A 21,622-nucleotide genomic window follows, 5' to 3' on the forward strand; every position below is an offset into this window, starting at 1 on the left:
AGAGGGCGCAGGGAATGCCGGATGCGCGCTGCACCCGCGGTCTCGTGTGCGATTGTGCAACAAGATGCTGCACACGAGCATACAGGGCAGCGGAGAGCATCCGACATTCCCTGCGCAGTGGCTTTACGGCTTATGACGCGCTCTCCCCGGTGAGACGGCCTCTATTGCCACCGTCGCCCCTCGGAAGCGTTAGCTCCCGAAAGACTTGACGCCGTTACGGGCGCCAGGACCACACGCTTTCGCCGTACGCATCAGCCGCGACCGTCAATCGCAACCTCAGCGTCCACCGCAACCCGCCCCTCGTCGTGACGACGGCCTACGCCCCTCTGAGTGGGACGGGATGGCAAGAATGTGCCGGTGATTTGGGTCGAAGGAAAGGGAAATATTTTTGATTTTCGGAAATTTTGCACTTGACATGATTTCCGAAAAGCAGAACTGATTTGCCCGTCGGGTTGTTTTGTCGCAGTTCGTCGGGCGATTGGCTCATGACTTGCCGATCGGGAACCACTCCGGTTGCATCTGGTTATTGTCTGCGAAATCACGACATCCCTTGTCGTTGTCGCATCGTCGCCTTCGGTCGGGGCGAAAGGATGCATCAAGGAGTGCAATCGGCCGGGAGGGTCCAAAATGAAGAATCACGTTTACAAGATTCTTGAAATCGTCGGCTCGTCTGAAACCAGCATCGAGGACGCCATCAATACGGCAGTCGAACTGGCCGGCAAGACGATCCGAAACATGGATTGGTTTGAAGTCGTCGAAACTCGGGGGCACATCAAGGACGGCAAGATTGCTCACTATCAGGTGACCCTCAAAATCGGGTTTACGCTGGAGACGCAATAGCTGACAGTGACGGCGGATTGCGCCTCCGGCTCAATCCGCCCGACGGCTTTCATTGCATCCTCGCGAGTTCATGCGTCAGCGGGAAATCGTTTTTGAGCCAGAGATATTCGTCGCGCTCGACGATGACGGCGCCCGGAGCCATGGTTTTTGCTTCCGGCCAGATTCCGATCAGTTTGCCGTCGATAAGGATGCGATGATCGGCCGCCCGTAGTTCTCCAACCGGCGGCTGGGAGAAGTAGTAGCCAAACAAGTCGCGGTAGCAGTAAGCAAAACCCTGGTCAGCGCCGTTCGCGGTGTCGGCGTGAAGGTCGAACGCGCCTTGTGTCTTCATCCGCTCGGTTGCCCAAGGAAAACCTGTCTCAACGCGAACCGGGATTCGTAACCCCTGACCGGAGGCCAGCGATTTTGGATTGCGCTCGATATGACCCGCCCCGGAGCGGCGGTTGACTCCCTTGCCTTCATAGAAGGTGGCAAGACCGCGCGGCTCCTCGCGATCCAGGAGTCCCCGCCGCCTGGCCTCGGCACGAAATTTCTCCCAGTAATGCGTGACGTCCGGCTTTTCCTCGAACAGGATCGGCCACGCGATTGGCCACCCAAGCAGCCAATAATGGGGATGAGTCGGCGGCCATTGCGCCCTGATCAGTTCCTGCAGATCGGAGGGAATGGGGACCCGGAGAAAGGAATAGCAAGACATGCGCAACAACAGTTTGTTGCGCGGATCTTCCTTGGGGAAAAACCCTTCGCCACGGAAATAGCTTCGCCCGTTGACGTGATCTTCACGCCGACTTCCGATCGGGACAATGTTGTCCTTCCACTTGGTCTCGCGCCACGCCCTGTAATCGGCTTCGGTTGCTTCGGTAATAGTGGCGCGATGGAATTTCAGCTTCGAGACCGGCTGCTCGTAGGCGCTCTCGTGAAGATAAGCGACGAGAAACTCCAGGTTGCCAGCATCCGGCGCCCAGAACGCAACGGGAAGGAAATCGGCAGGCACCGGCTCCTTGACAACATCCCGGTCGCAGATATTCGGGCTCTGCACCAAAACGCCCTCGCCGTTTTTTGTGCGAACTCCGAAGATGTAAGGCGCCCAAATCGCGCGCGCGCTTCGCCCTTCGCCGGGGATTTGCCTGACCTGCGAGCCGCAGCCGATAATGACTTCCATATTGAACGGCTCGCCGCCATGCGACAGTTCGACGACCATCCGGTAAAACCAGCCGAACTTGATGCCTTCGGACGTAGCGGGCTGGCAGCCCGCCAGTACTGCCATAAAGAACAACAACGAAGCAGCGGGTACGACGGCCTTACGGACGAGATTCGCAGCTGCAGTCGACATGACACCGGCATTCGCCATTGAGGAACCGCCTCAGGGGGAAACCGGAACAGATTGTTCGCTCGGCCCCTGATTCGAATTAGAGACACTCAAACACAAGTCGTAAACAAGAACTTGCGCAACCCTGTCGGTTTCATTTGCTGCATATCGACGAAGCCTTGTATAGGCAAGCACAGGTACCGGACCGCTTCTTCCATGGTGAAATTTCGCCCGCTTCAACCACGCGACATTGATGCGCTCTATTCGATTTCGCTTGCGACGGGTTTGGCGGGTGGCGATGCATCCTCGCTCTACCGCGACCGGAAGCTGATGGGTCACGTCTATTCAGCGCCCTATGCGAACCTGCAACCGGAGCTTTGCCTCGTCGCGGAGGATGAGGCGGGTGTGGCGGGCTTCGTCGCCGGCACCTCCGATACCCGGACCTGGGAGAGGCGACTCGAACGGGAGTGGTGGCCGCAGCTGCGCCGGCAATATCCCGCGCCGGATCAGGCACACATGGCCGAATGGACTCACGATCAACGGCGCATCTTCATGATCCACAATCCGAAACCGACACCGGCTGCCGTCGTCCAATCCTATCCTTCCCATCTGCATATGAATCTGTTGCCGCGCGTTCAGGGACGCGAGATCGGCTCGCGCATGTTTGCGGCCTGGCTCGCCATGGCGGCCACTCGCGGGATCGGCCCCCTGCATGTTGGCGTGAACCGGGAAAACGTGCGCGCCATAAGCTTCTGGCATCGCCTTGGCTTTGCCGAACTGGATATTCTCGAGGCCCTCGCCGGGCGCACGGTCTGGATGGGACGGGCCTAGAAATCAAAAGCAAGAGAACCATGAACGAGAAAACCCGCGATCTTTTGGCGATCAGCGATCTGAATGCCTCCGACGCGATGGCGATCATCGAGCGCGCCCAGAACATGGCGGCGTTCTGGCGTGAGCGACGGATGGTTCAAAGCCTGGCCGGCCGTCGAATCGTGCTCGTGGTGAACGACTCCGGCTGGAGGAACACGACGGCTTTTGACCTCGGCATCCAGGCCATGGGCGGCATTTGCACCCATGCGCCATTGCGGTGGGATACGCGGGAGGATTTGCCTGATCTCGCCGCCTATCTCGACAATTGGTTCGACGGAATTGTCACCCGTGCGCCGGATCTGGCCGTCATGCGATCTCTTGCCCATTCGGCGCGCGCACCTGTCATCAACGCCCGTACCCGGCAAAACCATCCCTGCGAAACGCTCGGCGATCTGGCCTTTCACTTCCACCGGCACGGCCGCATAGAGGGGATCAAGGTCGGGGTTGTCGCTCCAAAATCCAACATTCTGGGATCGTGGATCGAGGCTGCGGCGGTCCTGCCGATCAACGTCGTCCAGGTCCATCCCGACAAATGGCTCGACCAGGATGCCGCGGCTTCCACGCTGCGCTTTCGCACCAGCGCCGATATGAACGAACTTGTTGATGCCGACCTTGTCGTCACCGATTGCTGGGCAGCCGATGCTGAACCCGAGGAGTTGCTTGAATATCAGGTCACGCCCACACTGCTGGACAGGCTCCACCCGGAGGCCGACTTCGTGCCCTGCCCTCCGGTATCCCGTGGCAAAGAGGTATCCGCCGATGCCATGACGCATCGGGCATGTCGCGTTATTGAAGCCAAAGCCTTTCTGCTCCACGCCCAAAATGCAGTTCTGGCGTGGGCATTCGACGTCTCCTGACGTCAGCGTAGATTTCTACTGCCGTGCCGCAGCTGCACAATTAATCTTTTTCGCCGCCATTCGATCGGCTCCGAACCGCGCCGTCCACTGCGCCACAGACAGCAACAAGGTGTCAAATACCTCGTGAGCTTGATCGAGCTCCCGTTGCGTCGGCGGCGCGCAACCTGGCCGATTGCGGATGATCATCGTCATTGTCGACCAGCTTAACCTGCTGGCTCTGCACGCCACGATCAGTCCATACAACCGCTCTGGCTCCATCAATGGCTCAATTGCCTCGATCTTCACCTCAGACAACAATGAGAGCGCTGCCACCACGTGGACGTATTCGCTCCGAACCGCAAACCGGTTCACCGTTGAATCGTTGAGCTTGCCGGAGCGATTGAGCGCCAGGACCTCGGCCTGCGCCTGGGTGTAGTCAATCTTCTTTCGCGGAGCGGCGTTGATCGGTTTGGCGTTCGTCCCACGCGCCTGCACAACCGGCCGCGGTGCCGTCAAAAATCGCGCCCGCACGATGTCGGTCGCCTTTGTGAGCAGCTCTCGCAGCAAATTCGCAGGAATGTCCAGTCGGAGGCCGAGCTTTTCGGTGAGGCTTTCGTCACGCTCGGCCCTTCCGACAAGCGTCGCGTAACCGCATTCGGAGAACCGTGCTCCCGCATTTCGCGCGAGCGCGTTGGAGACGTTGACATCGCCAAGCCTCATCAGCGCATCGGTCAGCGTTTCGCTGAGAGTATTTCTGCCGGAGATTGCCAACAAATGCTGCTGGCTACGGGTCTTGACGATTTCAATAAGGTCCGCTTCCGACAGACGATTGGAGTTTCGCAGAACGGGCGCAGCCACCAAGGGATCATCGTGAAACGCAAGCTTGCGGATGGTCTCGCACGGCGCGAGATCCGTCGTGGACAGGGCTTCGCTCAGATGGACCAGGGTTGCTGCCTCGATCCGCCCGATCAGGGGCACAAGGACGCCATCGAACGCAGCTATCTGGGATTCACGGAGGCGATCGACATTGGACAAGAACAGGGCCGCCACCTGCTTCAGAATTCGGGCATCCCGCTGAGCCGACTCATCCTTTGCGGACCCGGTCAGTCCCGCGATAGAATCCGGCGATGCTGCGGCCACCATGGCTAGTCTAGCTCCATATGAGAAGTCCGGGCTGAAATTACCTTGCAGAAAACGTCGCAAACCTCATTCCGCAGTTTGGGTCATGCCGTTAGCGCCACGTTCTGAAACGCCTTCACGAGCGACCGTTCCAGCTTTCCATCCATGGCGCACAGGATCTTGTAGGCATCCTGCCGGGACATTGCCGGTCTGTACGGCCGCGACTCGATGAGCGCGGCGAAAATGTCGGATATCGTCAGCAATCGTACGAGGTCGGAAATCTCCGGCGCCGTCAGCCCATCGGGATAACCGGAACCATCAAGAAACTCGTGGTGGTGCCTCACGCCATCAAGAGTCTCCGGGCTAATTCCCGGCAGAGCCTTCAACAATTCGTATCCGATAATCGGATGGCGTTTCATGATCTCTTCTTCGCCCGGGTCAAGACGTCCGGGCTTGTCGAGAATGGCCAGGGGAATGCGCGCCTTGCCGATATCATGGAGGGTGGCGGCCAATCCGAGCCGCTTTACGTCGGCATTGGAGAACTTGATACTCAGGGCGAAGCCGACCGCCACTCCCGTGACCAGCAGGCAGTGCTGGAAGGTGCCCTGGTGATAGCGGCGCACGTCGTCAAGCCAGACGCCAAGTCCGTTCTGCTCGATACCGTTGACGATCTCCGATGTGGCGTCCTCGGCACTCGAAAGCGTTAGCGGTTTGCCCTCCCGTATCGCCGCAAACATGGATGCGAAGGCTGCCGCACCATCGGTGATCTCGGTTGATGCGACGGCAATGCCGGCCTGCGCGGCCCTCTGGGCGACATCGATTTGCTGCAGTTTCGATATGATTTCCTTTGGACGCGAAACCACGGCTGTCGCGCCAAGTGCATACGCCTGAGCCACCATGTGGTGCAGATGGTTCTGAACGACAAACAGCTTTTCCGAAGCGCAACGCAGGTCCTGCAGGACACGCTTGATCTGTTCCACAGGGACTGGCTTGCGCAGGTCGGCGTCAACCATCAATACGCCGCCTGAGCTGATCCTCGCGTTGCCGGTCCCCAGCAATTGGGGCTGAACGTCATATTGCGGCTCCAGCATCGCGCGGATGGCTGGAATCTTCGTGGGTTCATCGGTAACGAAATGAACAAGCATGGTGCCACCTGTGAAAGCCGACTCTGCGGTCTCTCCGGTTCAGCGAACGCAATGGTGAACAATCATTCCAAGCAATAACGGATAATCGTACGCAAACCTCCCTAACGGGAGATTGCCGCCATGCCGGTTTTTCTCCGGACTTCTACGTAACCTTGTTGGGTGAGGGGTCCGCCCTGCCGCGCTGATCAGGCCGGCGTGACGACGACGTAGGGAATGCTGATCAAGATAACCGCCAGCTCGACCGCATTGCACAGCATGCCGCCCCAATGCAGCCGCCGCAGCCGGCGCACCGCACCGGCGTCGCCGGCATCCCTGGCACGAAGCTGCGCATCCCACCGCTGCAGAAACCAGCGGCGCGCCCAGACCGCGAAGGCCGCGATCAAGGCAATTCCAATGGCGACAAACAGCCGGCCCGTCATGGCAACGGCGACCGTCCCAATGGCGCCGGCAATGGCCACCATCAGGAAATAGGAGCTGAACATGCCGCGCAACAGCTGGGTGACCGGCGGAATGTCGAGCGACACCAGCAGAAAGGCCGGCGCCGCCAGCAGGAAATAACCCATCGGAAACAGCAGGACGACGGTGGCGAACAAGGCGACGGGATCTGGCATTATCGACACCCCTTCTTGGCCCGGCGGGCGAGGGTTTTTCCTTCGGAAGCTTACCGCAATATCCGCCGGAAGATAGCTTCGACACTATTGGGCTTTCGTCGGAGTAGCACGCGGCGCGGACTGCGCCTTCTGCGAGCGGCGTCGGAGACGTCGGCTCCAATCCGCCCTGTCGACTGTTGCCGTTTCGGTTGTCACCCAGGGAACAGCGCCGCCTTCGCCGATCCGTCATTGTCCTGGTCAGACCGATGCAATGTTGCACCGGGGCAGCAACAGGAGAAGCAACGTGGAACGCGCGAACGAAAAGTCGATCGAACTGACGGCAAAAGAACTGGACGCGGTGACCGGCGGCAAGTTGGGCAACGGCACCCTGCCCTTCAACCCCTTTTCCCCGCCCTCGGTCCCGAAGAAGACCTACTGAGGCAGCACCGGCGACCCCCGACCTCACCCGTCGGGGTTCGCGTCGTTGCGCTGCGGAGCCCCGTCGCTGCCTAAAAAATGACCTGCACAAACAACGTGCAGTTCGCCTCCGTACAACTACGCAAGGCGACCCGGAATTTAAACCCGCTATTAGGCAAGATTCGCGACAACGGATGGAACGTGCGCCCACCTAAATCCCGATTCGCTCTGCAGGAGATCGATCGAGGGGGCGAAGGCAGAGGAAGTTCCAGATGTCCGTCGCGCTTGCAAGATCGACCGCCAAAACCGCGGCCCATTCAGCGACCGACGAGGATGAATCCGACATCTCCGCGCTGATCTCCCGGCTCACCGCCGAGGTCAACCAGGTCGCCTGCGACAAGACCAAGTCGATCCAGAAAATCACCAACCAGATGAAGATGCTGGCGCTGAACGCGCTGATCGAAAGCTCGCGCGCCGGCGCGCAGGGCGCCGGTTTTGCCGTGGTTGCGCAGGAAGTCCGCAACGTCGGCCAGCAGGTCGAAACCATTGCCCGCGAGTTGGAAAGCCAGCTCACCAACCGCACCGGCAATTTGATGAACTCGATCGCGCGGATGAGCGACCGGTCGCGCGGCGAGCGCATGGTGGATCTGTCGCTGAACGCCATCGAGCTGATCGACCGCAACCTCTATGAGCGCACCTGCGACGTGCGCTGGTGGGCCACCGATTCAGCCGTCGTCGACTGCGCCGCCTCGCCCGATGCTTCGGCCGTCGCCCATGTGTCGGAGCGCCTCGCGGTGATTCTTGGCGCCTATACCGTGTATCTGGATCTGTGGCTCTGCGACCTCGACGGCAATGTGCTGGCCAACGGCCGGGCGGATCGCTATGGCGTCGTCGGCCAGAACGTGGCGTCGACCAAATGGTTTCGCGACGCGCGGGCTTTGCGCTCGGGCGACGACTATGTCGCGGGCGACGTTGAATCCCAGCCCCTGCTCGGCCACGCCCAGGTCGCCACTTATTGCGCCAGCGTGCGCGCCGGTGGCAAGGCGAACGCCGCCGCGACCGGCATTCTCGCGATCCATTTCGATTGGGAAGCGCAGGCCCGCGCCATCGTCCAGGGCGTGCGCGTCGGTGCCGCCGACAAGGCCCGCGTGCTGCTGGTCGATTCGCAATTCCGCGTCATCGCGGCCTCCGACGGCCAGGGCATCCTCACCGAGCGCGTGCAGCTTTCACTGGATGGACGGCGTAGCGGTTTCTACCAGGACCGATCAGGCACGCTGGTCGCGTTTCACGCGACGCCGGGGTACGAGACGTATCGGGGGCTCGGCTGGTACGGGGTGATATTGAGCGACGCGACATAGCAGCGGAAGCTGATCGTCCGAGGGTCGTCGTCCTGAGGTGCGAGCCTCTTCGGCGAGCCTCGAAGCATGACTGGTCCGGTGCTTGCGGCCATCCTTCGAGGCGCGCAAGAGCGCGCACCTCAGGATGACGGCGGAGTATGCGGTTTCTCCGCTAACACCCCATCCTGTCGGCAATGCCGCCAAAATCCTTGGCGACGATGTCCCAGTCGCCCTTGGCTTCGAAATCGTATTTCTGCAAGGGGCCGTATTCGGTCGGGCGCGCGACGAAGGCGGTCTTCAAACCGTACTTCTGCGCGGCTTTCAAATCCTGGTTATGCGCGGCGACCATCATCACCTGCTCCGGCGGCAGGCACAGCAATTTTGCCGCGCCGAGATAGGTTTCGGGATCGGGCTTGTAATGCTCGAACAATTCGGCCGACATGATAAGGTCCCACGGCAGCCCGGCGAACTTCGCCATGTTGGTCAATAGCGCAACATTGCCGTTGGAGAGCGGCGAGATGATGTATTTTGTCTTCAGCCGCGTCAGGCCCGCGACGCTGTCCGGCCAGGGATGCAGGCGGTGCCAGCCCATGGTGAGGTAATGCAAATCGGCGTCGTTGAGCTCTGATATTCCGAGCTGCGCGACCAGATTTTCCAGCGATTGCCGGTGCAGCGTGTCGAGGATCATGTAGCCGCGTTCGGGATGCTTTCTCACTTCGTCCATCGAGGCCGAATAGACCGCGCGCCAGCCGTCAACGAGCGCGGTCCAGTCCGCCTGGATGCCGCGCTTCTCGGACCACTTGGTAAAATCCGCGATCAGGCTGGTGCGCCAGTCGACGACGGTGCCGAACACATCGAACACCAGGGCCTTGACGGCGGAAATATCGGACATGCTTGCTCCCTGTTTCTTGTTGTTGTTGTCATTCCGGGATGGTCCGAAGGACCAGACCTAAGATGTGCAATTGCACATCGGGGAATCTCGAGATTCCGGGTTCGCTTCGCGCCCCGGAATGACGGCAGCTAAATCACCTTTCGGTATTGGATGAATCCGAGATTGTCGGCAACCTTGTCGTAGAGCGCACGCGCCTGCGCGTTGCTCGATTGCGTCAGCCAATAGACCCGGCTTGCCCCCGCCGCCTCGGCCTTCTGATACACCGCCTCGATCAGCGCACGCCCCAGCCCATGGCGGCGCGCGTCATCCGCGACGTACAGATCTTCGAGATAACAGTATCGCTTCGGCGCCCAGGTCGAGCGATGGAACAGGTAATGCGCGAACCCGGCGAGCCGGCCATCGACATAGCCGCCGAGCGCAAACATCGTCTCGTCCGGATCGTGAAACCGCGACCAGGCGAGATCGCTGACGTCCTGCGTCAGCGCCGTCTTGTAGAAGGCGAAATAGCCGTCCCACAGCGGATTCCACGCCACACGTTCGTCTTCGCCGATCGGCCGGATGATGATTTCTCCAGCCATGTTCATTTCCTCAGTCGAGGTGGAACTTGTCCAGCTGCCGGTGCTCGGCCTTGATGTAGCGGACAGTACCAGTGACCGAACGCATCACGACGGTTTCGGTTTCGATGACGTCCTTGCGGAACTTGACGCCGGAGAGCAGGGAACCGGTGGTAACGCCGGTCGCCGCGAACAGGCAGTCGCCCCGCGCCATGTCCTCGATGCCGTAAATCATCTTGGGATCGGTGACGCCCATCTTGTAGGCGCGCTCGCGCTTTTCCTCGGAGTCGAGGATCAGGCGGCACTGCATCTGGCCGCCGATGCAGCGCAACGCGGCCGCCGCCAGCACGCCCTCGGGCGCACCGCCGGTGCCGATATACATGTCGACGCCGGTATTGTCGGGGTCGGCGCAATGAATCACGCCGGCGACGTCGCCGTCGGTGATCAGGCGCACCGCGGCGCCCGTGCTGCGAACGCCGGCAATGATGTCGGCGTGGCGCGGACGATCAAGCACCAGCACCGTGATTGCTGCGGGATCAACGCCTTTTGCTTTGGCGAGCCGGCGCACATTGTCGGCGGGCGAAGCGTCCAGTTCGACCACGCCCTTGGCGTAACCGGGACCGACCGCCAGCTTTTGCATGTAAACGTCGGGCGCGTGCAGCAGCGTGCCGCCATCAGCCATCGCCATGGTCGCGATCGCGCCCGGCATGTTCTTGGCGCACAGCGTGGTGCCTTCGAGCGGATCGACGGCGATATCGACCTGCGGGCCGGCGTTGAGGCCGACCTTCTCGCCGATGAACAGCATCGGCGCCTCGTCGCGCTCGCCCTCGCCGATCACGATGGTGCCTTCGATCGGCAGCTTGTTGAGCTCGCGCCGCATCGCGTCGACCGCGGCCTGGTCGGCCGCCTTTTCCTGGCCGTGGCCGCGCAAGCGCGCGGCCGAAACCGCAGCGCGTTCCGTTACCCGCACGATTTCAAGCGTGAGAATGCGCTCGAGCAACAGTTGCGGCGGAACGGAAATATGGGTCGACATAACAAGCACTCCTTTGAGTCTTCACAGCGGACCATTCGGTCCGCATATCAGTTTCTTGTGGCGCACAATCTGGGGATCGCGCATGTGCGCGAACCGGGGGATTGCGCGCTAGTTCTTCTCAATCCGTATCACCTGCGGCCGGCCGCTGATCACCTTGTCGCGCTGCACCGCTTCCAGCGCACGATAGACCGCATCTTCAGAGGTTGCATAGGTAATCAGAATAACCGGAACCGGTGACGCTTTCTTGGTCGACCCGTTGGCATCAACGCCGTCGGGATGACGCTGTACGATCGATTCCAGCGATATCTTCTGTTCCGCCAGACGGGTCGCGATGGTGGCAGCGGTTCCAGCGAGGTCGCGCGCCATCAGGCGGATATAATAGCCGCCCTCATGGCGTTCCATCGGCGCTTTTGTGGTCGCGCGCAGGCGCTCAACCGGGCGTCCGAACGGCTTGGCGCGAATCCCGCGCGCCACATCGGCGATGTCTGCAACGACGGCGGACGCGGTGGCCGCACCTCCGGCGCCCGGGCCGACCAGCGTGATCGGCGGAATGCCCTCGCCGTCGATGGTGACGGCATTGGTGACGCCCATCACTTGCGCAATCGAGGAGGATTTCGGCACCATGGTCGGATGCACGCGCTGTTCAATTCCCTTCGCCGTCCGCACCGCGACCCCAAGCAATTTGACCCGATAGCCGAGTTCCTCAGCGGCGCGCAGATCTTCCGGCGCGATCGAGGAGATTCCTTCGACGTACACCGCGCTCTGTGCAACCTTCGTGCCGAACGCGAGGCTGGCCAGGATCGCAAGCTTTTGGGCGGTGTCGTGGCCATCGACGTCGAACGACGGATTGGCCTCGGCATAGCCGAGCCGCTGGGCGTCCTTCAGGCATTCGGCGAACGACAGGCCCTCCTGCTCCATCCGGGTCAGGATGTAATTGCAGGTGCCGTTGAGGATGCCATAGACGCGATTGACTGACGTGCCGGCCAGCCCCTCGCGCAGGGTCTTGATGACGGGGATCGCAGCCCCCACCGCCGCTTCGTAGTTCAGCGCGCCGCCATGCTTCTCGGCGGCCTTCGCCAGCCGCACGCCATGCTTGGCGATCAGCGCCTTGTTGGCTGTCACCACCGATTTGCCTGATTTGAGCGCCGCCTCGATCGCCGACAGCGCCGGATCGCCGGAACCGCCCATCAGTTCGACGAAGCAATCGATGCCGGGGTGATTGGCCAACGCCAGCGGGCTTTTGACCCATTCGATGCCGCGCAGATCGAGCTTGCGCTTCTTCACCTTGGAGCGTGCGGTGACGGCGACGACGCGCACGCCGCGACCACTGCGCGCCGACAAGGTCCGCGCCTGCGCTTCGATGAGGCGGACGACTTCGGCGCCAACAGTGCCGAGCCCCGCGATGCCCACTTTCAGGGGTGCGACCATGACCAAAAAACCTGCCGAAGAGAGCTAACCAAGCACGATCTGGTTCCGAAAACCGGAAGTCCGCTTTTCGGGATCATGCCTACCGCCGGTTGGCGAGAGGAACCACGTTGTGCAACGTTTCAATGCCGCTTTCAAGGAAGCGGCGCACGCCGCGCGCGGCCTGGCGAATACGCTGCTCGTTTTCCACCATGGCGATGCGGACATAGCCCTCGCCGTGCTCGCCAAAGGCGACGCCCGGCGACACTACCACGCCCGATTTCTCCACCATCAGGGTGGCGAACTGCATGCTGCCGACGCCCTCAAAGGCCTTCGGCAGCGGCGCCCAGGCGAACATCGAGGCGGCTGGCGGCGGAATATCCCATCCCGCGCGGCCAAAACTTTCCACCAGCGCGTCGCGGCGCTTGCGGTAGGTGTCGCGCATCTCGCGAATGCAGTCATCCGGTCCGTTCAGGGCTGCGGTGGCCGCGACCTGGACCGGCGTGAACGCGCCGTAGTCGAGATAGGATTTCACCCGCGCCAGCGCGGCGATGATCCGCTCATTGCCGACGGCAAAGCCCATGCGCCAGCCCGCCATCGAAAACGTCTTCGACATCGAGGTGAATTCGACTGTGACGTCGATCGCGCCGGGAACCTGCAACACCGAGGGCGGCGGGTTCTTGTCGTCGAAATAGACTTCGGCATAGGCCAGATCCGACAGGATGAAGATCTCGTGCTTCTTCGCGAACGCCACCAGATCCTTGTAGAAATCGAGGTCGGCGACATAGGCGGTCGGATTGGAGGGATAGCAGACGATCAGCGCGATCGGCTTCGGGATCGAATGGATGATCGCGCGCTCCACCGCTTCGAAGAATTGCGGCGTCGGCTCCGAGGGTACCGAGCGGATCACGCCGCCCGCCATCAGGAAGCCGAAGGCGTGAATGGGATAGCTCGGATTGGGGCACAGCACGACGTCACCGGGCGCGGTGATCGCCTGCGCCACATTAGCGAAGCCTTCCTTGGAGCCCAGGGTCGCTACGACCTGGGTTTCCGGATTGAGCTTGACGCCGAACCGGCGCGCGTAATAGGCGGCCTGCGCCTTGCGGAGCCCGGTAATGCCGCGCGAGGCCGAATAACGGTCGGTCCGCGGCTTGCCCAGCGTATCCTTCAGCTTCTCGATCACATGGGCCGGCGTCGGCAAATCCGGGTTGCCCATGCCGAGGTCGATGATGTCGGCACCCGCGTTCCGCGCGGCCGCCTTGGCCCGGTTGACCTGTTCGAACACGTAAGGCGGCAGACGGCGGATGCGGTAGAAATCTTCCATGGGACCCTTGCTCCGACGACCAGCGGGACAGAATCGGTAGAATCTGCGGTTTTCGAAGCCGAATTCGGCTTCGTCCAAAACTCGCGCTCAATCAATGATTTAGAGCGAATTCAGGCGCAGGATCCTGAGTGCCGGACCGTGATGCGGTTGAATTAAGGCTCTTTTAGCACGGGCGTCCCGCAGCGCCAGAGACTATAGCGTTTTCAAGCGAAAGCCTGCCCCGGACTTGATCCGGGGCGGCGGCAGGATCGCGTCACGAACGCGTCAAGACAGACAGGTTATTTGGCGGCAGGGTTTGGCGCAGCGGCCGCGGCCGCCTGACGATCCCGCGCGGCACGCAGTTCGGCCTCGATCTTGGCCTGCTCCGCCGGCTTGATGACCGCCTCGTCGCGCTCCGGCGGCAGGTCGTGGACCGGCAGATAGCCGCCGGCTTCCTTCGGACGCGCGGGCGCGTCGCCCGGCACGCCGACACCTGGCAAATCCGCGATCGACGTCGAGCAGCCGCTGACCGCGAGCGCGGCGGCGAGCAGCGCGGCCATCGACCACAGCCTTATGATCCGATCCACCGGCATCCGTCCGGAAGTCCCCAATACCTGTCCCGTTGCCTTAGATCGTGTGCACAGCGCGCGCTGGCAAGAGCTGTTGGTATGCGCCTTGCAGCGCTGGATCGTCGAGCTGCGTCAAATTCTCCGCAACCCTTCAAACCATTGTCGCCCGAAACGATTAAAGCCAGAACAGGTAACTCAAACGGTGCGGCTTCAATGTGTCCGAACGGAGAAATTTTATCGCAGTGCAACAGGATTAACCCAAACCTACCGCCGCCAATCGGCGCGGTGACGAACTCGAAATGAAGTTATAGTGTCCCAGACATGACCGACGTTAACACCGAAATCCACGCTGCGAAATCCTTCAACGCTGAAGCCTTCGCCATGAATATCGCCAGGGCCATGGAGAGCAGTGGCCAGGCGCTCGCGGCCTACCTGAAGCCGCGCGAAAACGGTGAGCCGAAGGACAAACCGCCGAATGAGATCGCCGAGGTGATCAAGACTTTCGGCACGGTCGCCGAATACTGGCTTTCGGACAAGGAGCGGGCGTCCGATCTGCAGGTCAAGATGGCCAAAGCCTATCTCGATCTCTGGGGTTCGACGGTGCGCCGCATGGCCGGCGAAGAGGCCCCGCCCGCGATCGAGCCGTCGCCGCGCGACAAGCGCTTCAAGGATCCGGAGTGGAAGACCAACAAGTTCTTCGACTTCGTGATGCAGCTTTACCTGCTCACCACGCAATGGGCGCAGGAACTGGTGAAGAACGCCGAAGGCATCGATCCGCATACGCGCAAGAAGGCCGAATTCTACGTCCAGCAGATCAGCAATGCGATCTCGCCGTCGAATTTCGTCTTCACCAATCCGGAAGTGCTGCGCGAGACGCTGGCGTCGAACGGCGACAATCTGGTGCGCGGCATGAAGATGCTGGCCGAGGACATCGAAGCCGGCCGCGGCACGTTGCGCATTCGCCAGTCCGATCCCTCCAACCTCGTCGTCGGCGTCAACATGGCGACGACGCCGGGCAAGGTGATCTTTCAGAACGAGCTGATGCAGCTGATCCAGTACACGCCCACCACGGAGACCGTGCTGCGCACGCCGCTGCTGATCGTGCCGCCCTGGATCAACAAGTTCTACATCCTCGATCTCAAGCCCGAAAAATCCTACATCAAATGGTGCGTCGATCAGGGCGTCACCGTGTTCGTGATCTCCTGGGTCAATCCGGACAAGGAACTCGGCAAGAAGACGTTTGACGACTACATGAGGCAGGGACCGCTGACCGCGATGGACGTCATCGAAAAGGTCACGGGCGAGATGAAGGTTCATACCGCGGGTTATTGCGTCGGCGGCACCCTGCTGGCCTCGACGCTGGCGTGGCTCGCCGAAAAGCGCCGCGTGCGCGTCACCTCGGCGACGTTCTTTGCAGCCCAGGTCGACTTCACCCATGCCGGCGATCTGCTTGTGTTCGTCGACGAAGACCAGATCTCGGCGCTCGAGCGCGACATGCAGGCGGCCGGCGTGCTCGAAGGCAGCAAGATGGCGATGGCCTTCAATATGCTGCGCTCGAACGACCTGATCTGGTCCTACGTCATCAGCAATTACCTGAAGGGACAACCGCCCTCCTCCTTCGACCTGCTGCACTGGAATTCCGACGCGACGCGGATGCCGGCAGCCAACCATTCCTTCTACTTACGCAATTGCTACCTGGAGAACCGGCTGTCCACCGGCAGCATGGTGCTTGATAACACGCTGCTCGACCTCTCGAAGGTGAAGGTGCCGGTCTATAATCTGGCGACGCGCGAAGATCACATCGCGCCCGCGGATTCGGTGCTGTACGGCTCGCAGTTCTTCGGCGGGCCGGTCAAATACGTGCTGTCCGGATCCGGCCACATCGCCGGCGTGGTCAATCCGCCGGCGTCGGGAAAATATCAGTACTGGACCAACGACAACATCAAGGACGTCACGCTGGCCGAGTGGCTCAAGAACGCCACCGAGCACAAGGGATCGTGGTGGCCGGACTGGCGTCAATGGCTGGAGGGCCTCGACGCCGAGATGGTGCCCGCGCGCGCGGTCGGCTCCGAGGCGATGCCGCCGATCGAGGATGCGCCCGGCAGCTACGTTCGCGTCCGCGCGTAGCGCAAGCCCGCAGGGTTGGCTATAAGCTGATATCCCGTATCGGGAATCGAAATCGAGCGAGGGGGAAACGATGACGCGTGAACTGTTCTGGCTGACGCTGACCGTGATTTTGACCGGTCTGCTGTGGGTCCCCTACATCATCAATCGCTGTCAGATCCGCGGCCTCTCCGGCGCCATGGCCAATCCCTCGCGCAACGACAAGCCGCATTCGGAATGGGCCAACCGGCTGATGTTCGCGCATGACAACGCGGTCGAAAACCTCATCATCTTCGCCCCCCTGGTCCTGATCCTCAACGCGGCCGACTATTCCACCAAATGGACCGTGATGGCCTGCATGGTCTATTTCTGGTCCCGCGTCGCCCATCTGATCGTCTACACGCTGGGCCTGCCGGTGTTCCGCACCCTGGCCTTCACCGTCGGCTTCCTCGCGCAAGCCGTGCTGGCGCTGGCGATCTTCCAGGTGCTTTGAAAGGCATCCCGAACGTTACGTGCATCCACGGCACGGCTTCTTCACGGAAGCGTGCCCTGTCAGGTCGTGCGTAGGTCCGTCAGGCGCCGAGCGCCGCGGCGATCTGAGTGGCGACATCGGCATCATCGAGATACCCGGCGATGCCGTGCCGATTGTCGGTGTGATTATTCACAAACGGGTAGTTCTTGATCGGCGGCTTGATAGCAAAATTCTCGGCATTGAGCGGATAGAGCGCGACGACATCGCGGTCATCGAATGCGTTGTACCAGTCCCGAATCCCGGTCGGCATCGTGAGCGGCGTTGCGAGCTTGTCGCGAATTGCGCGGATTCCAAGCGGAGATCCGACCGTGAGGAGCCGCGGCACGGAGTTGCCGGCATGCTCTCGCAGCACCTCATAAGCAACGACGGAGCCAAGCGAGTGGGCGACAATTACGGTGGGATCGTTCGTCAGTTGAGCCGCCACAATCTTGTTGATCTCGCGCCGGGTTTTGGAATCGTTGGCGTAGATGAACACGTCACGAAGCAATTGTCCGATGCTGTAGTTTGAAACGCCGGGGGTGCGGCGATCGATGACGCGAATGATGGCCTGAACCCATTCCCAGTTTTCCGGACCACGCGGCTGCGGTACCGGCCCCATTTCCTCTTCGACCTCACGATGCGTAACCTTGTCATCGCTCCTGAGCTGGATCGCCACATCTTCCAGGAATGCCGCATATTCGTCGTTCATGGCACCGCCGCGTGTCGCGACGCCGTCGGCGGGAGGCAGGTCGTGACGCGCCAGTTGCTTCAGGAGTTCGTCGCCGTAGAAAGGTGCGTCGATCTGCAGGCCCGCTGGCATTCTGACGCCGATACCCGAGAATCCGCGACCAAGCGCGGCCATCCACTCGTCCTCGATGACCTTCGACGACTTGCCTTCTTGCGCCCGGCCATGGATCAGCAGCAGTCTCATTGCAAATCGCCCCGCTTTATTGCCTCGCGTAAAAGCTCGACGCCTTGCGGCGCGAAAGTGGTCCATAGGGCCGGTAGCAACCAATCGCGTGCCTTGCGCATGGCATCCGGCAATTGGGCGTCTCGCACTGCCAGCAATGACCAGCCCTGCCGCAACATCGGACAGAACGGCAGGATCGGAAGATCGGTTGCGGCATCTGCGCCGGCTTCGCGCGGCCGAACTCCTCGGCGCGCCAGCATTGCAACGTCAAACAGTTCCGCGACCAAGTCCCGGCGCATGTACTCGAGTACCGATTCGACCTGATCGTCGATACCGGCACTGGCAAAGGCGTACGCGGCATACAGACCAAGCGCGGGATCGAATACCTTGAGTTGTCTTACATTGTTGGCGAATGCCTGTGCTTCCTGAGGCGCAATCCGAAACACGCCGAGGCTGGCGGCAGCCGCAACGGCGGCGCGCAATGCCTCTATATCCCGGCGCACGTTCTGGTACTCGCTCCACCGTTTGCTGTTCGTCGATGGCACGTAATTGACGTTGCTTACCCTGCCGCCGTCGACGAAGACGTGCCCGATGTAACCGCGCAATCCCGGCAACACCGTGCCGCTGCCGCCGTCGAATTCGATCAGCACGCTTGTCGAGGGAACGTCGATACGTGCCGGATGAAGGCGTACAAGTTGTGTTCCTAGAATTTCGGCTGGAAATTGCGGCGAGGTTGCCCCGACAACCTGCGCACCGGTCACCGCAAAGCCGGTCTGAGTCTCAAAATGGTCGACCGGGGCGTCAACCAGATAGCGGTCGATCGCGTCGGATATGCTGGCGCCATGGCCGATTTTCCGAACGGCCGCGGCCGCGTCCCGGGCACCCTGCCCCTGAGCAGCCGCTTCGATTGCCTGGAGTGCCAGTGCAGCCACCGACGGGACGGGCGCCGCACGCCGGAGACGTTTCCGCATGGCCAGTCGTCTTCGGGGACCGAGGGTCTCCAATCCCGAGCCCGTCTCATTCAACGGGCTGGTAACGCGCGCAACACGACCAACATAGGCCTGTACCGATTCCAGGATGAACTCCGGAGTTTGCCCTGCCTTTGGCATTTCTTCCGAGGCCGCATCCTGGACCCGTTCGTAAATCAACTCCTTGAGTTTACGGTTTGTCACAACCTCGATGAGTCCGCCGTTCTCCGGGACCTTATCGATGAAGGCCGGCGGCGGATTGAGATAGCCCGCCATAAACACCTTCGTGAAGATGCCTCCCAGGCGCGCGTTGTCGTCCGCCTTCGCGGCTTCCACCGCCACCAGCGACGGCAGCGTTGCGAACACGCGATCAATCTCCGGTCGCGTACGCCGTTTAAGCGGCACGTTGGGAAAGATCGAGCCGCCATCGACGCGGCTATCCTGCATTCGCGAGGGGATCGACCGGCAGGCGTCCGAGATGAACACCACGTTCTTGAGCCCGCTTTCCCGGGCCGCCATCACCGAGGCTTCCACGGATATCGCTTCGCTGGCGTTGTTCGGAGCGCCCGAGAGCAACCAGATTTCCGAGCTGCCGTTCTGAAAGCCATGGCCAGCGAAGTAAAAGACGACCTGGGAATAGGTGGCCGCGTCAACGACGCGATCGACCTCGTTAAAAATGCTGGCGAATGCGACCGGCCCCTTGTCGTCGGTGAAGGTCCTTACTTCAAAACCCTGCTTGGCGATCCAGTCGGAAAACGCCTTGGCGTCGTTCACCGCGCCTTGCAGAGGCGCAGGCGCTTTCGGTTTGTTGACCCCGATGACGATCGCAATACGCGACATGCTACCCCCATCCGCCACGGCTGTGTGCCATGACGCGGTGGGTCATTCAACTAAAGGTCGCAATGCCGGTCAATACTGGCGACCGTCGAATCACGGAAACAGCGCGATCTGCTCAAGTCCGACCACCGGTGTTCCGCCACCCTGGCCGTCACCGTCGGCTCCCCCGCACGGGCCGTGCTGGCGCGGGCGATCTTCCACTGCCTCTGATACCGGCACCCCCCTATCCCGATCAGTTCGCGGCCATCGCCCCGGTCGTCGGACGCAATTTCCTGAGCCAGAGCAGGATCAGGAGAGCCCCGCACGAACATGCCATCGCAAGGCCAAGCAGCGCGTTGCTGCCGAAATTCGTCAGCAAGCCAACAAGAACCGGAGGCGAAGCTGCGGAAATGAGGTTGAGCGGCAGCGCAATGCGCGAGGTCGCCTTGGCGAATTCGGCCTGGTCGTAGAACACCAAGGGTATGGTCGCCCGGGCGACCGCGAACGCGCCGCTGCCCATGCCATACAGCAGAATGAAGGCCGCGATCGCCCAATGCGATCCGCCGCCGATCATCAGCAGAAACATCGCCACAGGGATAGCTGAGCCGGCAAACAGCCCCGTCGTGATCCCATCCCACCGCCCGCCGCCAAGAAAATCCAATCCCCGGGCGCTGACCTGGATCACGCCCAGCATCGAGCCGAAGGTAACGGCCGTGGCCGGCGACAGGCCCTCCACCTTCAGAAGCTCGATCAGCACGGCGCTGAATCCGAAGGCGACGAATGCATTGAGCGCTAGCGCAGCCAGGATGAGTAAGAACGTGCTTTTTTTCACGATAGGTGACGTGCCCGCCGGCTGCGCCGCGAAAATCGCCTCATCTTTTGGTTCGGTTCGACGCGGCAATCCGAAATAATAGAGCGGAAGGCACAACAGCAGCAGCATCCCGGAATAGACCAGACAGGTTCCGCGCCAGCCCATAACGTCTGACAGAAACGACGTGGTGGGCCAAAAAACACTGCTGGAAAGCCCGGTCACCAGCATCATGGCGCCGATGCCGCGCTTCGCATCCCGCCCGGCGATCTCGTTGAGCATGATGTAGGCGGCCGTGGCCAGCGTGGCGCTGCCGGCCGTGCCGAGGATCACCCACGCAGCGAAAAACTGTATCGGGCCGTGTGCGAGCGAGAGCAGGACGAAGCCTGGCGCACCGATGATGGTCCCCGCGATCATCACCCGGCGGGCGCCAAATTGCGTGAACGGCCTTGCCAGGATCGGAGCGCACAGACCCATCAGGACATAGAAGATCGAGTTGCCGGCAAACACCGCCGAGATGTCCATGTGAAGATCGGCGGCGACCTGCCCGCCCACGACCGCAAGAAGCCCGATCGTGCCCCATCCGATGACCTGCGCAATCGCGAGAACGATCAGGACGCGGAAAATTGTCTTGCCGGACTGAAGGACCATCGGATCAGAGGCTTTTCCGGGCCACGACAAACAGCATCGGGGCCCACTGGTTGTCGAAGCCGATGACCTCGCCGGTCTGGATTTCAAGTGAATTCCAGTTGCCCGCGCTGGCGTAGGTTTCGCGCAGCCAATCCGGCGACGGGTAATTGTAGTAGCGGCCCAGCGTGTCGCGGCCTTCAGCGTCACCGGTCTTGAAGCTGGCAAAGAAAGCGCCGCCGGGTTTCAGCGCGCGCCAGATCAGCGATAGCACCTGCGTTAGTTCATCGCGCGGAACGTGCAGCAGGCAGGCATTGGCCCACACGCCGTCATAAGTCTCGACCGCGTCGATGTCATGGAACAGCAGCGTCCCGACCGGGCGGCCGAGACGGCGCGAGGCCACCTCCGCCATTTCCGGCGATCCATCCGTCGGCGACACGTCAAAGCCCCGCGCCAGCATTTCAGCGGTGTCGCCGCCGGCGCCGCATCCGAGTTCGAGAATGGCAGCACCAGGTGGAAGCAGCGAGACGAACGCCTCCAGCCTTGCCCGACGCGAGGTGATCTCGCGCGCCGCGTAAGCCTCGGCATGGCCGCGGTAGAATTGAAGCGTCGCCTCGTCCACGAATTCCTCTCGCTGTCGGCGAGGCTCAGCATCAGCCGCGTG

At 61.5% G+C, this 21,622-nt stretch carries 22 protein-coding genes; 7 read left to right on the forward strand and 15 right to left on the reverse strand.

Features of this window, described 5'->3' with window-relative positions; genetic code table 11:
• Nucleotides 1-627 precede the first annotated feature (627 nt).
• Nucleotides 628-840: a dodecin gene (locus JQ611_RS23220; RefSeq protein ID WP_212261757.1), complete on the forward strand. Its 213-nt coding sequence runs from the start codon at nucleotides 628-630 to the stop codon at nucleotides 838-840.
• Between the two features lie 49 nt (nucleotides 841-889).
• Here JQ611_RS23220 and JQ611_RS23225 read toward each other — a convergent pair whose 3' ends face one another.
• Nucleotides 890-2,188 (reverse strand): hypothetical protein, encoded by a 1,299-nt coding sequence (locus JQ611_RS23225; RefSeq protein WP_212466705.1) that lies wholly within the window; start codon nucleotides 2,186-2,188, stop codon nucleotides 890-892.
• Between the two features lie 93 nt (nucleotides 2,189-2,281).
• On the opposite strand from JQ611_RS23225, the gene JQ611_RS23230 reads away from it, so the two are divergent.
• Complete coding sequence (locus tag JQ611_RS23230) at nucleotides 2,282-2,977, forward strand: GNAT family N-acetyltransferase (RefSeq protein WP_249133394.1); 696 nt, start codon at nucleotides 2,282-2,284, stop codon at nucleotides 2,975-2,977.
• Nucleotides 2,978-2,997: 20 nt separating this feature from the next.
• Nucleotides 2,998-3,873: an ornithine carbamoyltransferase gene (locus JQ611_RS23235; protein ID WP_212466706.1), complete on the forward strand. Its 876-nt coding sequence runs from the start codon at nucleotides 2,998-3,000 to the stop codon at nucleotides 3,871-3,873.
• A gap of 15 nt (nucleotides 3,874-3,888) precedes the next feature.
• Here the strand turns inward: JQ611_RS23235 and JQ611_RS23240 are convergent, their stop codons facing one another.
• The 3 genes from JQ611_RS23240 to JQ611_RS23250 form a co-directional block, all read right to left on the reverse strand.
• Nucleotides 3,889-4,995, reverse strand: coding sequence for a DUF2336 domain-containing protein (locus JQ611_RS23240; RefSeq protein ID WP_212466707.1), 1,107 nt, complete (start codon nucleotides 4,993-4,995; stop codon nucleotides 3,889-3,891).
• An 80-nt stretch (nucleotides 4,996-5,075) separates the two neighbouring features.
• On the reverse strand, nucleotides 5,076-6,116 hold the full coding sequence (locus JQ611_RS23245; protein ID WP_212466708.1) for an HD-GYP domain-containing protein: 1,041 nt from the start codon (nucleotides 6,114-6,116) through the stop codon (nucleotides 5,076-5,078).
• A 185-nt stretch (nucleotides 6,117-6,301) separates the two neighbouring features.
• On the reverse strand, nucleotides 6,302-6,727 hold the full coding sequence (locus JQ611_RS23250; protein WP_212261773.1) for a hypothetical protein: 426 nt from the start codon (nucleotides 6,725-6,727) through the stop codon (nucleotides 6,302-6,304).
• 283 nt (nucleotides 6,728-7,010) lie between these two features.
• Here JQ611_RS23250 and JQ611_RS42530 point away from each other — a divergent pair, with 283 nt between their 5' ends.
• A complete protein-coding gene (locus tag JQ611_RS42530; RefSeq protein WP_283813379.1) occupies nucleotides 7,011-7,145 on the forward strand; it encodes a hypothetical protein in 135 nt (44 codons plus the stop codon).
• A gap of 250 nt (nucleotides 7,146-7,395) precedes the next feature.
• Nucleotides 7,396-8,481, forward strand: a complete 1,086-nt coding sequence (locus tag JQ611_RS23255) for a methyl-accepting chemotaxis protein (RefSeq protein WP_212466709.1) — start codon at nucleotides 7,396-7,398, stop codon at nucleotides 8,479-8,481.
• 151 nt (nucleotides 8,482-8,632) lie between these two features.
• Here the strand turns inward: JQ611_RS23255 and JQ611_RS23260 are convergent, their stop codons facing one another.
• From JQ611_RS23260 to JQ611_RS23285, 6 genes are all read right to left on the reverse strand, one after another.
• Nucleotides 8,633-9,352 carry a haloacid dehalogenase type II gene (locus tag JQ611_RS23260; protein WP_212466710.1) on the reverse strand — a complete coding sequence of 240 codons (720 nt, stop codon included), beginning with the start codon at nucleotides 9,350-9,352 and terminating at the stop codon, nucleotides 8,633-8,635.
• A gap of 128 nt (nucleotides 9,353-9,480) precedes the next feature.
• Nucleotides 9,481-9,930, reverse strand: coding sequence for a GNAT family N-acetyltransferase (locus JQ611_RS23265; RefSeq protein ID WP_212466711.1), 450 nt, complete (start codon nucleotides 9,928-9,930; stop codon nucleotides 9,481-9,483).
• 10 nt (nucleotides 9,931-9,940) lie between these two features.
• A complete protein-coding gene (gene glpX / locus JQ611_RS23270; RefSeq protein WP_212261782.1) occupies nucleotides 9,941-10,939 on the reverse strand; it encodes a class II fructose-bisphosphatase in 999 nt (332 codons plus the stop codon).
• A gap of 108 nt (nucleotides 10,940-11,047) precedes the next feature.
• Nucleotides 11,048-12,367 (reverse strand): homoserine dehydrogenase, encoded by a 1,320-nt coding sequence (locus JQ611_RS23275; RefSeq protein ID WP_211995012.1) that lies wholly within the window; start codon nucleotides 12,365-12,367, stop codon nucleotides 11,048-11,050.
• Between the two features lie 79 nt (nucleotides 12,368-12,446).
• Nucleotides 12,447-13,667: an LL-diaminopimelate aminotransferase gene (locus tag JQ611_RS23280; protein ID WP_211995011.1), complete on the reverse strand. Its 1,221-nt coding sequence runs from the start codon at nucleotides 13,665-13,667 to the stop codon at nucleotides 12,447-12,449.
• Nucleotides 13,668-13,945: 278 nt separating this feature from the next.
• Nucleotides 13,946-14,239, reverse strand: a complete 294-nt coding sequence (locus tag JQ611_RS23285; RefSeq protein WP_212389751.1) for a hypothetical protein — start codon at nucleotides 14,237-14,239, stop codon at nucleotides 13,946-13,948.
• Nucleotides 14,240-14,536: 297 nt separating this feature from the next.
• Here JQ611_RS23285 and JQ611_RS23290 point away from each other — a divergent pair, with 297 nt between their 5' ends.
• Entirely contained in the window at nucleotides 14,537-16,342 is a 1,806-nt protein-coding gene (locus JQ611_RS23290) for an alpha/beta hydrolase (protein WP_212389750.1), read from the forward strand.
• Nucleotides 16,343-16,412: 70 nt separating this feature from the next.
• Nucleotides 16,413-16,811, forward strand: coding sequence for an MAPEG family protein (locus tag JQ611_RS23295; RefSeq protein ID WP_212261790.1), 399 nt, complete (start codon nucleotides 16,413-16,415; stop codon nucleotides 16,809-16,811).
• A 79-nt stretch (nucleotides 16,812-16,890) separates the two neighbouring features.
• On the opposite strand, the gene JQ611_RS23300 is transcribed toward JQ611_RS23295, so the two are convergent.
• From JQ611_RS23300 to JQ611_RS23315, 5 genes are all read right to left on the reverse strand, one after another.
• Nucleotides 16,891-17,760 (reverse strand): alpha/beta fold hydrolase, encoded by an 870-nt coding sequence (locus JQ611_RS23300; RefSeq protein ID WP_212466712.1) that lies wholly within the window; start codon nucleotides 17,758-17,760, stop codon nucleotides 16,891-16,893.
• On the reverse strand, nucleotides 17,757-19,547 hold the full coding sequence (locus tag JQ611_RS23305) for a caspase family protein (RefSeq protein ID WP_212466713.1): 1,791 nt from the start codon (nucleotides 19,545-19,547) through the stop codon (nucleotides 17,757-17,759). The genes JQ611_RS23300 and JQ611_RS23305 overlap by 4 nt, the downstream gene beginning before the upstream one ends.
• A 90-nt stretch (nucleotides 19,548-19,637) precedes the next feature.
• The gene (locus JQ611_RS42535; RefSeq protein ID WP_283816775.1) at nucleotides 19,638-19,763 is read right to left on the reverse strand and encodes a hypothetical protein; all 126 of its coding nucleotides are present in this window, start codon (nucleotides 19,761-19,763) and stop codon (nucleotides 19,638-19,640) included.
• 13 nt (nucleotides 19,764-19,776) lie between these two features.
• Nucleotides 19,777-20,982, reverse strand: coding sequence for an MFS transporter (locus JQ611_RS23310; protein ID WP_212261801.1), 1,206 nt, complete (start codon nucleotides 20,980-20,982; stop codon nucleotides 19,777-19,779).
• Between the two features lie 4 nt (nucleotides 20,983-20,986).
• Complete coding sequence (locus tag JQ611_RS23315; RefSeq protein ID WP_212466714.1) at nucleotides 20,987-21,580, reverse strand: bifunctional 2-polyprenyl-6-hydroxyphenol methylase/3-demethylubiquinol 3-O-methyltransferase UbiG; 594 nt, start codon at nucleotides 21,578-21,580, stop codon at nucleotides 20,987-20,989.
• Between the last annotated feature and the right edge of the window lie 42 nt (nucleotides 21,581-21,622).

Source organism: Bradyrhizobium sp. AUGA SZCCT0182, assembly GCF_018130185.1.
Lineage (GTDB): Bacteria > Pseudomonadota > Alphaproteobacteria > Rhizobiales > Xanthobacteraceae > Bradyrhizobium.